The organism is Phenylobacterium sp. (assembly GCF_036264965.1).
Classification (GTDB): domain Bacteria; phylum Pseudomonadota; class Alphaproteobacteria; order Caulobacterales; family Caulobacteraceae; genus Phenylobacterium.
Genome location: NZ_DATAPY010000021.1, coordinates 1 through 12646, shown reverse-complemented (window position 1 = coordinate 12646; position 12646 = coordinate 1). Strand labels below are relative to the sequence as shown.

At 67.1% G+C, this 12646-nt stretch carries 9 protein-coding genes; 4 read left to right on the top strand and 5 right to left on the bottom strand.

The genetic code is table 11. The annotated features are described in order from the left end of the window. Positions 1–69: 69 nt before the first annotated feature. On the top strand, positions 70–1389 hold the full coding sequence (locus tag VHS75_RS01850) for an MFS transporter (protein WP_329636900.1): 1320 nt from the start codon (positions 70–72) through the stop codon (positions 1387–1389). Here VHS75_RS01850 and VHS75_RS01845 read toward each other — a convergent pair. Then, on the bottom strand, positions 1386–3248 hold the full coding sequence (locus tag VHS75_RS01845; protein WP_329636899.1) for a winged helix-turn-helix domain-containing protein: 1863 nt from the start codon (positions 3246–3248) through the stop codon (positions 1386–1388). The two genes, VHS75_RS01850 and VHS75_RS01845, sit on opposite strands and share 4 nt — an antisense overlap. Positions 3249–3547: 299 nt before the next feature. Between VHS75_RS01845 and VHS75_RS01840 the strand changes: the two genes are divergently transcribed. Both VHS75_RS01840 and VHS75_RS01835 read left to right on the top strand, forming a co-directional pair. Then, complete coding sequence (locus VHS75_RS01840) at positions 3548–3910, top strand: UrcA family protein (RefSeq protein ID WP_329636898.1); 363 nt, start codon at positions 3548–3550, stop codon at positions 3908–3910. 26 nt (positions 3911–3936) lie between these two features. After that, positions 3937–4230 (top strand): UrcA family protein, encoded by a 294-nt coding sequence (locus VHS75_RS01835; protein ID WP_329636897.1) that lies wholly within the window; start codon positions 3937–3939, stop codon positions 4228–4230. A 69-nt stretch (positions 4231–4299) separates the two neighbouring features. Here VHS75_RS01835 and VHS75_RS01830 read toward each other — a convergent pair whose 3' ends face one another. Both VHS75_RS01830 and VHS75_RS01825 read right to left on the bottom strand, forming a co-directional pair. Next, entirely contained in the window at positions 4300–5505 is a 1206-nt protein-coding gene (locus VHS75_RS01830) for an acetyl-CoA C-acyltransferase (protein ID WP_329636896.1), read from the bottom strand. A 173-nt stretch (positions 5506–5678) separates the two neighbouring features. After that, complete coding sequence (locus tag VHS75_RS01825) at positions 5679–7754, bottom strand: 3-hydroxyacyl-CoA dehydrogenase NAD-binding domain-containing protein (protein WP_329636895.1); 2076 nt, start codon at positions 7752–7754, stop codon at positions 5679–5681. Positions 7755–7919: 165 nt separating this feature from the next. Between VHS75_RS01825 and VHS75_RS01820 the strand changes: the two genes are divergently transcribed. Beyond that, complete coding sequence (locus VHS75_RS01820; protein WP_329636894.1) at positions 7920–8699, top strand: SDR family oxidoreductase; 780 nt, start codon at positions 7920–7922, stop codon at positions 8697–8699. 151 nt (positions 8700–8850) lie between these two features. On the opposite strand, the gene VHS75_RS01815 is transcribed toward VHS75_RS01820, so the two are convergent. Further along, positions 8851–11004, bottom strand: coding sequence for a malate synthase G (locus tag VHS75_RS01815; protein ID WP_329636893.1), 2154 nt, complete (start codon positions 11002–11004; stop codon positions 8851–8853). Between the two features lie 96 nt (positions 11005–11100). Next, the coding region (locus VHS75_RS01810; RefSeq protein ID WP_329636892.1) for an isocitrate lyase at positions 11101–12646 on the bottom strand (1546 nt) is incomplete at its 5' end.

Here is a 12646-nt window from a genome sequence, read left to right as displayed (position 1 = left end):
CGGCCGTTCGCGGTCATCTGCGCCCTCCAAACCCGCCGCCAGAGCGGGCTGCTTCGGGAGGGCGAGAGCTTGAGTACGATTTCCGCCGCGCCAGTCCCGGCGAGCCCCTCAGGCCTGCGCAAAGTCATCCTGGCCAGCATGATCGGCACCACCATCGAGTGGTACGATTTCTTCCTCTACGGCACCGCCTCGGCGCTGGTGTTCGGCAAGCTGTTCTTCCCGAAGGCCGACCCCCTGACCGGGACCATGCTGGCCTTCACCACCTATGCGCTGGGGTTCGTGGCGCGGCCGCTTGGCGGGCTGGTGTTCGGCCATTTCGGCGACCGCATCGGGCGCAAGCAGCTCCTGATGCTCAGCCTGGTCATGATGGGCGGCTCAACCTTCCTGATCGGGCTTCTGCCGATCTTCCTGCAGATCGGCCTCTTCGCACCGCTCGGGCTCGTCCTGCTACGGCTCGTCCAGGGCTTCGCTGTCGGCGGCGAATGGGGCGGCGCGGTGCTGATGGTTTGCGAGTTCGGCGACGCCAAGAACCGCGGCTTCTGGGCCGGTTGGCCACAGGCGGGCGTGCCGGCAGGCAACCTGCTGGCCGCCGCGGTGCTGGCGATCATGTCGGCGGTGCAGAGCGACCACGACTTCCTGGCCTGGGGCTGGCGGGTGCCGTTCCTGCTGTCGGCGGTGCTGATCGTGATCGGCTATTGGGTGCGCTCGACGCTGGCCGAAAGCCCGGTCTTCGAGAAGGCCATCGCCGACAAGGGCGTCGAGGCGGCGCCGGTCCTGGAGGCGATCAAGCGCCGGCCGGGCGGCATCGGCATCGGCATGGGCCTGCGGATCGGCGAGAACACCACCTACTACGTCATCACCGCCTTCTCGATCACCTACATCACCGAGGTCGTGCACTTGAGCCGTGGCATGGCGTTGAATGCGCTCCTGGCCGGCGCGGCGGTGGAGGTTTGCCTGATCCCGGTCTTCGCCTGGCTCTCCGACAGGATAGGACGACGGCCGATCCTCTTCCTGGGCTCGGCGGGGATGGCGCTGTTCGGGTTCGCCTTCTTCCGCATGCTGGACACCGGGGCGACGCCCATCGTGCTCGCCGCGGTGATCATCGGCCTGATCCTGCACGGCGCCATGTACGCCCCGCAGGCGGCCTTCATCGCCGAGCTGTTCCCCACGCGTTTCCGCTATTCCGGCGCGTCGCTGGCCTATCAGGCGACCTCGATCTTTGCCGGATCCCTGGCGCCCATCGTCGCGCTGGCGCTGTTCAAGACCTACCATTCGGCCACGCCGATCGCGGTCTACATGCTGATCTCCGGCGCCATCGGCGCCTTCGCCGCCTGGCGGGCGCGGGAGACTAAGGGCATGACCTTCGCCGAGATCGACAAGGGATTCTAGGATCGCGCGCCCGGTTTTACCGTCACCGCTGAGGGGGAGGCCACGAGACGCGCCGCCTCCACGCGGCAATCGTAGGGAAGCGTCGGCTCCGAACAGAACTCCGGCCAGACGTTGCGGGTTCGCCAATAGCTGACCAATCCCATGGACTGCGCCACGGTCCAGAACCGGCGGTCACGGCGGAGCGCCGCCGCTTCGGGCTCGAAGAGGAAGCCATCAGGCTCGAAATCCAGCCCGGGCGTGGTGAGAATCTCGAACGCGGCGTCCAGGTCGCCCAGAGTGGCGGCGCAGAGCACGAGATATCGCGGCGGAAGGCGGCCGGCCTTCATCATCCGCCGAGCCTCATCCAGGAACCGGTGCGCATCGACCGGATCGTGAGTCCGGCGCGCCCGGAGAAACAGCTCCGCCAAGGCAACGTGGTCGGCTTGCCAGTCCTGCGGGCGCAGCTTGTCGTCCCGGATGCGACGGAGCGCCTCGTCCGGATCCTCGCTGAACAGCGCCATCTCCGCGCGCCGGGTCCGCGCATTGAGACTGTCGGGATGGAACCGTAGCGCGGTCGCCAACTCGTCGCGCGCAAGGTCGAGGTCACCATCGACGTAAAGCGCGTGCGCGTAGGGCGGATGGAACGGCGTCCCCAGAGGTCGAAGGGCGATCGCCCGCTGGCAATAGGTTATCGCATCCCGCGCCCGGCCGACCTCGACCAGCAGCTCGCACTCCCGCACATGCAAGAAGGGCGCGAGCGGCGCCTTGGCGGCTCCCGCCAGGAGCTCGTCCTCCAGCCGCACGAGATCGGTTGGCGCGGCATACCGATCCAGGCGGGAGAGCGCCTCGAATGCGCCCCCGGCCGCACGAGCGTCATCGGCGATGGCCTTAAGGGCTTCGCCCCGGACACGCGCGATCGCCTCGGTCCGGGCGGGTCCCTTCGGTTCCTGGGTCGCGGGCAGCGCCTCCAGCAGCGCCAGCATCGATCGCGCGGCGACGAATTTCGGGTTCCGTGCGACGGCGGCGCGGTAGGCCTGGGAGGCTTCCTCCCCCCGCAATGCGTCCGGCTCGGTGAAAGCCCAGGTGCCTTTCACGTAGAGGGCGAGTGTCTGGGGATCGAGTTGGAGGCCCTTCTGCTGGTAGGGTTCGAGGGCGATGGATGCGGCTTCGGTGACTGCGCCGGCGACCTCGTCGCGCACGACGGCGGCGGCCTCGACCGATCCGGCGAAGCTTTCAGACCAGAGAATGTAGCCGCTGCGCGCGTCGAGCAGATAGGCGCGAACCCGAAGTTGGTCGCCCTCCAGGGCCATGGCGGCGCCCACGAGGATATCGGCCCTCGGCCCGCCCGTTCCGACCGGCATGGCGCCGACGTGGGTCTGATTGAGTACGCCGGCGATGTCATCGGAGAGAACGGCGGCCAACTCTTTCAGCCGTGCGTCGCCGCCAAGCAGGGTCACGGGCTGAATGGCGATGCGCGGTTCTTCCGGCGCCGCCGTTCGCCAGGGTCCCATCCGCCAGACCAGCGCACCGGCTAGGGCGAGGACCGCCAGGACCAGCGCCAGCGCCACGAGGCCGGGCCGGAGGCGAGGTGCGCGGCGAGGGCCGGCGGGCTCGGTCAAGCGGTAGCCGACGCGGGTGATCGTCTCGACCTCGAAACCGCCGACGCGCTCGCTGAGCCGCCGCAGTTGGCCGATGCATCGATTGATGGCGTCGTCGCCCACCACGCGGCCGCCCCAGCAGAGCAGGGTAAGGCCGTCGCGGGAGACAACCTCACCAGGCTGGCGGGCCAGCACGACCAGCACCTGCATGACGCGAGGTTCGAGCACCTCGCGCTGGTTCGCCCAGACCACCTCCCGAGTCGCCGGCCGCACCTCGGCCACGCCCAGCCGAAAGGCCGTCTCGCGCGCCAGATCGATCGGTCTCGGCGGAATATCGGCGTTCATCGGCGCTTCATCGGCAGCCCATCGGCAGCCGGCCATGTTTCATCGGCGACCGGGGTCGTTTGCTGGGGGTGCGGCCAATGGGGTCGTGAAAACAGGAACTTAGGCCCATTCGAACCTGGCTCCGACATTTTGAGCCGTCGTGGCGAAAGCCGCCCCGACTCTCAGAGAGCATTGCTATCGCAAATTGCGATCGCACGCAGCCAGTCACGGTTGGCCTCAGAACGGAGAACACAGCTATGACCAAGTTCTATCCGGCGACCGTCCTGGCCGCCCTGATGCTCTCGACCTCGGCGATCGCGTTCGCAGCGCCAGCTGCCGACTTCAGCGATCCGCCGGCGCGGATGGTCGTGTCCTACGCGGATCTCGACCTTCACCGCCAGGCCGATGCGCAGAAGTTGCTGGCGCGGCTCACGAGAGCGGCGAGCACAGTCTGCGAAGGCCAGCGCGAAGGTCGCCGTGAGCTCAAGGCCGAGCAGGCCTATCGCGCCTGTCGCGACACCGCGCTGCAAACCAGCGTCGCCTCGATCGGATCGCCGCGGCTCAACACCGCCTACGCGGCCCGGTCGCCTGACGAGATCGTCCTCGCCGGGCGGCGCTGATGCCACCCAAATCCAAGGAGACTGTCATGACTATCAAGTGCATTGGTTTGGCCATCGTAGCGGTTCTGACCGCGGGGTCCGTCCGGGCCGAAGATGGCGTCGTTCGGGTTCACATCGGCGATCTGGATCTGGCCCGTCCGTCGGACCTGAGGACCGCCCACGATCGGATCCAAATGGCGGCGGAGAACTACTGCGTCGCCCGGTCGAGCTATCCGATCGGCAGCCACTCGCAGAGCTGTCGGCGGGAGATCGTCGAAAAAGCGACGAACCAACTGATGGAGCGGCAGGCCCAGCTGGCGTCGCGGCTCGCCAGCCGCTAGCAGCTTCGCCCAAGTCAAAAGGGCCGCCCTCGCGGGCGGCCCTTTCTTTGTGGCCGGATCGCTTTCGATTCAGAATATCTCGAACAGACCTGCCGCGCCCATGCCGCCGCCGATGCACATGGTGACGACGCCCAGCTTGGCGCCGCGGCGCTTGCCTTCGTACAGCAGGTGCGCCGTGCAGCGGGCGCCGGTCATGCCGTAGGGGTGGCCGATGGAGATCGAGCCGCCGGAGACGTTGTACTTCGCCGGGTCGATGCCCAGCTTGTCGCGGCAATAGAGCGCCTGGGACGCGAACGCTTCGTTCAATTCCCAAATGTCGATGTCATCGATCTTCAGGCCGTTGCGCTCCAGAAGCTTCGGGATCGCGAACACCGGGCCGATGCCCATTTCTTCCGGACCGCAGCCGGCGACCGCCATGCCGCGATAGGCGCCCAGCGCCTCCAAGCCGCGCTTCTCGGCTTCCTTGCGTTCCATCATCAGCACAGCCGCCGCGCCGTCCGACAGCTGCGAGGCGTTGCCGGCGGTGACGAACTTGCCTTCCTTGACATAGCGGCCGCCCTTGAACACCGGCTGCAGCTTCTTCAGGTCCTCGATGGTGGTCTGCGGGCGGTTGCCCTCGTCGGCGGAGATGGTGATCTCCTTGTCGGCGGTCTCGCCGGTCTCCTTGTTGACCAGCACCTTCATGATCGTGGTCATCGGCGCGATCTCGCGGTCGAAGCGGCCTTCCGACTGGGCCTGGGCGGTGCGCTGCTGCGACTGCAAGGCGTATTCGTCCTGATACTCGCGGCTGACGCCGTAGCGCTCGGCCACCACCTCGGCGGTCTCGATCATCGAGGTGCCGAGTTCCGGCACGTTCTCCTTCAGCCACGGATCGACGGCCATGAAGCCATTGATGTGGCCGTTCTGCACGAGGCTGATCGACTCGATGCCGGCGCCCATGGCGATCGGCGCGCCGTCGGCGATGATGTACTTGGCCGCGGTGGCCACACCCATCAGGCCGGAGGAGCACTGGCGGTCGATGGTCATGCCCGAGACGGTGTTGGGCAGACCGGCGCGCAGGGCCGCCTGGCGGGCGATGTTGTTGCCCGTGGTCCCCTGCTGCAAGGCGCAGCCCATGGCGATGTCATCGATCTCGCCCGGGTCGATGCCGGCCTGCTCGACGGCGGCGGAGATAGCGTGGGCGCCCAGCGTCGCGCCGTAGGTGTTGTTGAACGCGCCGCGGTAGGCCTTGCCGATGGGGGTCCGACGGGCGGCGACGATGATGGCTTCACGCATGGGTTCGGGTCCTTGGGTTAGGTTCGATCTCTATTCCGCTCATCCCGGCGAAGGCCGGGACCCAGATCGCGAAACGCCGAAGTGGATCGGATTTCAACCGAGCCCATCGAGCCCACATCTGAGTCATTCCATCTGGGTCCCGGCCTTCGCCGGGATGAGCGGTATTCAAATAGTCAGGCCTTGATGTCGGAGAACTTCTTGCCCTCGGCGACCAGCTTTTCCAGGAGGGCGGAGGGCTTGAACGCGTCGCCCATGGTGGCCTGGAATTCCTTCATCTTGGCCAGCACCTTGTCGGCGCCGACCTGGTCGCCATAATGCATCGGGCCGCCGCGGTAGACCGGCCAGCCATAGCCGTTGACCCAGACCACATCGACGTCGGAGGCGCGGATCGCCTTGCCCTCTTCAAGAATCTTCGCGCCCTCGTTGATCATCGGATAGACGCAGCGCTCGAGGATCTCCTCATCGCTGATCTTGCGCGGATTGGCGCCGGTCTTGACGATGAAGTCGTTGATGATCTTCTCGGTGACGGGGCTCGGCTTGGCGTTGCGGTTTTCGTCGTAGTCGTAGTAGCCGGCGCCGGTCTTCTGGCCGCGGCGGTCGGCTTCGCAAAGCACGTCGCGGATGGTCTCGCCCTTGGAGTTCTCCTTCACCCAGCCGATGTCCAGGCCGGCCAGATCGCTCATGGCGAAGGGGCCCATGGGGAAGCCGAAGTCGTAGAGCACCCGGTCGATGTCCCAGGGCATGGCCCCTTCCATCACCAGCTTTTGCGCCTCGCGCTGGCGCTGGGAGAGCATGCGGTTGCCGATGAAGCCGGGGCAGACGCCGGCCAGGACGGCGATCTTGCCGATCTGCTTGGCCAGCTTCATCGAGGTGGCGATGACGTCCTTGGCGGTCTTCTCGCCGCGGATGACTTCCAGCAGCTTCATGACGTTGGCCGGCGAGAAGAAGTGCAGGCCGATGACGTCCTGCGGCCGGCCGGTCACCGAGGCGATCTCGTCGATATCGAGGTAACTGGTGTTGGAGGCCAGGATGGCGCCGGGTTTGGCCACCTTGTCGAGGCGGGCGAAGATGTCCTTCTTGATGTCCATCCGCTCGAAGACGGCTTCAACGATCAGGTCGCAATCGGCGAGCTTGTCGAAATCGAGAGAGCCGGACAGCAGCGCCATCCGCGCCTCGGTCTCCTCGGGCTTGGCGGTGCGGGAGCGCTCGTAGTTCTTGCGGATCGTGGAGAGGCCACGCTCCAGGGCGGCTTCCTGCACCTCGACGATGGTCACCGGGATGCCGGCGTTCAGGAAGTTCATGGCGATGCCGCCGCCCATGGTGCCGGCGCCGAGAATCCCAACTTGCTTGATCGGGCGGACCGGGGTGTCGTCCGGCACGTCGGGGATCTTGTTCGCCTGCCGCTCGGCGAAGAAATAGTAGCGCTGGGCCGCCGACTGGGCGCCCATCATCAGCTCGCCGAACAGCTGGCGCTCGGCCTTCAGGCCTTCGTCGAAGCTGGCGGAATTCACCGCGGCCTCGACCGCCTTGATGTTGTTCTCCGGCGCGATGAAGCCGCGGAACTTGCGCGCATTGGCCTTGCGGAAATCGGCGAAGATTTCGGGTTGGCCTTTGGCCGCTTCGAGCTTGGTATTGTTATCGCGGACCTTCACCAGGGGCTTGTTCTCCGCCACCGCTTTGCGGGCGAAAGCGAGCGCGCCTTCTTTGAGCTTGCCCTCCTCGACGAGCTCGTCGACCAGGCCCATGCCTAGCGCCTGCTTGGCCGGGACGTGGCGGCCGGAGGTCACCATGTCGAGGGCGGCTTCCACGCCGACAATGCGCGGCAGCCGCTGGGTGCCGCCGGCGCCGGGCAAAAGGCCGAGCGCCACTTCCGGCAGACCGACGCGGGCCGACGGAACCGCGACGCGGTAGTGGGCGCAGAGTGCGACCTCCAGGCCGCCGCCCAGGGCCGTGCCATGGATGGCGGCGATCACCGGCTTCGGCGAGCCTTCCATCATGTCCTGCACCTCGAACAGGCTGGGCCCGGCCATAGCGCCGCCGAACTCGCTGATGTCGGCGCCGGCGATGAAGGTGCGGCCTTCGCAGATCAGCACGATGGCCTTGGCGTCCGAGGCGTTCGCCGCCTTGAAGCCTTCGAAGAGACCCTCACGCACCTTGGCCGAGAGCGCGTTCACCGGCGGCGAATTGAGCGTGATGATCGCGACGTCGCCGTCGCGGGTCAGCGTGGCCACCGAATTGATCTCGGTCATGAGGAGGCATCCCTATGGCTGGCGGGCCGCTCATGCAGATGGGGTGGCGGCCCCGAAATTCAAACGCTTGTTACAGGCCGCGCTGGACCCTTCCAAGTCAAATGTGCGAGGGGATTTATCGAGGCAAAAGCGGCGCTGGCCGCATCCATAAAAGGGGAAGCGCCCATGATGCTCGACATGTTCTCTCTGAAGGGCCGGACGGCCATCGTCACCGGCGGCTCGCGCGGCATCGGCAAGATGATCGCCCGAGGCTTCCTCGAGGCCGGCGCCTCGAAGGTCTACATCACCTCGCGCAAGCCCGCGCAGTGCGACGAGACCGCCGCCGAGCTGGGCTCCAACTGCATTTCCCTGCCGCAGGACCTGTCGACCAACGACGGCATCAAGTCCTTCGTCGGCCGCTATCTGGAGCACGAGGACAAGCTCGATATCCTGGTCAATAACGCCGGCGCCGCCTGGGGCGCAGCCTTCGACGAGTTCCCGGAGAGCGGCTGGGACAAGGTCCTGAACCTGAACCTGAAGTCGCCCTTCTTCCTGACCCAGGCCCTGCACGGCGCGCTGAAGAAGGCCGGGACCCACGAACGGCCCGCCAAGGTGATCAACATCGCCTCGATCGACGGCATCCGCCTCAATCCGCAGGAGACCTACAGCTATCACGCCTCCAAGGCCGGGCTGATCTATCTGACCCGCCGCATGGCGGCGACGTTGATCGCCGACCACATTGCCGTCACCGCCATCGCGCCCGGCGCCTTCGCCTCGGAGATGAACCGGGTGGCCCGCGACCAGGGCGAGGAAGTCGCCAGGCGCATCCCGTCCCGCCGCATCGGCAGGGACGAGGACATGGCCTGCGCGGCCATCTATCTGGCCAGCGCGGCCGGCGACTATGTGGTCGGCGACACTATCGCGGTCGACGGCGGCGTGGCGCTGGCGATGGCCGGCGGGCTTTAAGACGTCCTTCTCCGTGGGGAGAAGGTGTCGGCCGAAAGCTGACGGATGAGGGGTCGCTCGGCGGGGCCAGCGGCCCTTTTTCCTGTTCGACGCTAACCCCTCATCCGACCTGCTTCGCAGGCCACCTTCTCCCGCGAAGCGAGAAGGGAACCTATCCTTTGGCCAGCTCCGCCTTCCGCTCGCGCCGGCGGCGGGTGAGGATGTGCTCGGTGTAGCCGTTCGGCTGAACGCGGCCTTCGAAGATCAGGTCGGTGGCCGCCTGGAAGGCGACGCTGGCCGCGGGGTCGGGGCTCATCGGGCTGTAGGCCGGATCGCCGGCGTTCTGGGCGTCGACCACCTTGGCCATCCGCAGCAGGGTCTCGCGCACCTGGGCCTCGGTGCAGATGCCGTGAAGCAGCCAGTTGGCGATGTGCTGGCTGGAGATCCGCAGGGTCGCGCGGTCCTCCATCAGCCCGACGTCGTGGATGTCGGGGACCTTGGAGCAGCCGATGCCCTGGTCGATCCAACGGACCACATAGCCCAGGATCCCCTGGCAGTTGTTGTCCAGCTCCTGCTGCACGTCGGCGGCGTTCCAGTTGGACTTGGCCAGCGGCGGGGTCAGCAGGTCGTCGAGGCCGGTCGCCGTCGCCTGGACGATCATCCGCGCCTGCAGGGTCGGGACGTCGACCTCGTGATAGTGCAGGGCGTGCAGCACCGCGGCGGTGGGCGACGGCACCCAGGCAGTGTTCGCCCCGGACTTCGGATGGCCGATCTTGGCCGCCAGCATGGCGTGCATCTGGTCAGGCGCGGCCCACATGCCCTTGCCGATCTGGGCGCGGCCTGGGAAGCCGGTGGCCAGACCGATCTCGACGTTGCGCTTCTCGTAGGCCGGCAGCCAGGGCTCGGCTTTGATGGCCTCCTTGCGCACGACGGGACCCGCCTCCATGGCGGTGTGGATCTCGTCGCCGGTGCGGTCGAGGAAGCCGGTGTTGATGAACACCACCCGCTCGCGGGCGGCGTGGATGCAGGCCTTGAGGTTGGCGCTGGTGCGCCGTTCCTCGTCCATGATGCCGATCTTGACAGTGTTGCGCTCAAGACCCAGGCCTTCTTCCACCAGGTCGAACAGCCGCACGGCCAGGGCGACCTCGTCGGGCCCGTGCATCTTGGGCTTCACCACATAGACCGAGCCGGCGCGGCTGTTGCGGCGCGCGCCTTTGAGGTCATGGATGGCGGCGGCCACGGTGATCAGGGCGTCGACGGCGGTCTCATAGGCCGGCTGGCCCTGGTAGCGGACCATGTCGGTCAGCATGTGGTGGCCGACGTTGCGCACCAGCATCAGGCTGCGGCCGTTGAGGGTCAGCTCGCCGCCCGCCGCGGCCTGGTAGGTGCGGTCGGCGTCCAGGCGGCGGGTCTCGGTCTGGCCGCCCTTCGCAAAGGTGGCGGCAAGGTCGCCGCGCATCAGGCCCAGCCAGTTGCGATAGACGCCCGTCTTGTCCTCGGCGTCCACCGCCGCGACCGAGTCCTCGCAGTCCTGGATGGCGGTCAGCGCGGCTTCCACCAGCACGTCGGCGACGCCGGCCGCGTCGTCCTTGCCGATGGCGTGCTCGCGGTCGATCAGGATTTCGACGTGCAGGCTGTTGTGGCGCAGCAGGACGCCCTCCGGCGCTTCGGCGGATCCGCGCCAGCCGATGAACTGCTCCGGCGTCGCAAGTCCGGTCTGGGTTCCGTCGCGCAGGCTCACCACGAGCCGCCCGCCCGCCGTCGCATAGGCGTTCGCCTCGGTGTGCGAGCCGTTGGCAAGCGGGACGATGCGGTCGAGGAAGGCGCGGGCGTAGGCGACCACCTTGGCGCCGCGCACCGGGTCATAGCCCTTGGCGCCGGTCGGGGGCTCCAGGGCATCGGTGCCGTAGAGCGCATCATAGAGGCTGCCCCAGCGGGCATTGGCGGCGTTCAGCGCGAAGCGGCCGTTGGAAACCGGCACGACCAGCTGCGGCCCCGCCAGGCGCGCGATCTCGGGGTCGACATTCTCGGTGGCGATCCGGAAGCCCGCGGGCTCCGGCTGAAGGTAGCCGATCTGGCGCAGGAAGGCGGTCTCCTCGGCCAGGTCTAGGGGCTTGCCGCGGCGCGCGCGCCACCAGGCGTCGATCTGCGCCTGCAGTTCGTCGCGTCGCGCCAGCAGGGCCGCGTTGGCCGGGGTGAAGGCCGCCAGGATCGTTTCCAGCGCCGACCAGAAGGCGGCCGGCGACACGCCCGCCTCCGGAAGCAGCTCGCCCTCGACGAAGGCGTGCAGGATGTCGTCGACCGAGAGGTTGGGTGAGATTTCCATGGCGGGACCATGCCGGGGCTTGAGGAAAAAGAAAGGCCCCCGCCCTGAGGCGGGAGCCAAGGTCCTTGTGCGGTCGGTTCGCGGCCGTCGGGCCCTTTAAGCGAACTGACCCATGGTGTTGTGGACGCCGCCGGCCTTCAGGGCCGCTTCGCCAGCGAAATATTCCTTGTGGTCGTCGCCCAGGTCAGAGCCCGACATGTTCTGGTGCTTCACGCAGGCGATGCCTTCGCGGATCTCCTTGCGCTGGACGTTCTTGACGTAGCCCAACATCGCCTGGCTGCCGAAGTATTCCTTGGCCAAGTTGTCCGTGGAGAGCGCGGCGGTGTGATAGGTCGGCAGCGTGATCAGGTGGTGGAAGATGCCCGCCCGCCTGGCGCTGTCGGCCTGGAAGGTGCGGATGCGCTCGTCGGCTTCCGCCGCCAGATCGGTCGTGTCGTAGTCGACGCTCATCAGCTTTTCGCGGTCGTAGGCCGAGACGTCCTTGCCGGCGGCCTTGTAGGCGTCGAACACCTGCTGGCGGAAGTTCAGCGTCCAGTTGAAGGACGGCGAGTTGTTGTAGGCGAGCTTGGCGTTGGGGACGACTTCGCGGATGCGGTCGACCATGCTGGCGATCTGCTCGATGTGCGGCTTCTCGGTCTCGATCCACAGCAGGTCCGCGCCGTTCTGCAGCGAGGTGATGCAGTCGAGCACGCAGCGGTCGGCGCCGGTGCCTTCGCGGAACTGGAAGAGGTTCGAGGGCAGGCGCTTGGGCCGCAGGAGCTTGCCGCCGCGGTTCAGCACCACGTCGCCGTTCTTCATATCGGCCGGCGAGATCTCCTCGCAGTCGAGGAAGGAGTTGTACTGGTCGCCGATGTCGCCCGGCGTGTGGCTGACGGCGATCTGCTTGGTCAGGCCCGCGCCCAGGCTGTCGGTGCGGGTGACGATGATGCCGTTGTCGACGCCGAGTTCCAGGAAGGCGTAGCGGCAGGCGCGCACCTTGGCGAGGAAGTCCTCATGCGGGACCGTGACCTTACCGTCCTGGTGGCCGCACTGCTTTTCGTCGGAAACCTGGTTTTCGATCTGCAGGGCGCAGGCGCCGGCCTCGATCATCTTCTTGGCCAGCAGATAGGTGGCTTCCGCATTGCCGAAGCCCGCGTCGATGTCGGCGATGATCGGCACCACGTGGGTCTGGAAGTTGTCGACGGCGTCGATCAGCTTTTCTTCCCTCGCCTTGTCGCCGGCGGCGCGGGCGGCGTCGAGGTCGCGGAAGATCATGCCGAGCTCACGGGCGTCGGCCTGCTTCAGGAAGGTGTAGATCTCTTCGATCAGCGCCGGCACCGAGGTCTTCTCGTGCATCGACTGGTCGGGCAGCGGCCCAAAGTCCGAACGCAGCGCCGCGACCATCCAGCCGGAGAGGTAGATGTAGCGGCGGTTGGTGGTGCCGAAGTGCTTCTTGACCGAGATCATCTTCTGCTGGGCGACGAAGCCGTGCCAGCACCCCAGCGACTGGGTGTAGTTGGCCGGATCGGCGTCATAGGCCGCCATGTCCTCGCGCATGATGCCGGCGGTGTACTTGGAGATCTCGAGCCCGGTCTTGAAGCGGTTCTGCAGCCGCATCCGCGCCACGGCCTCGGGATTGATCCCGTCCCACGTCCCGCCCTTG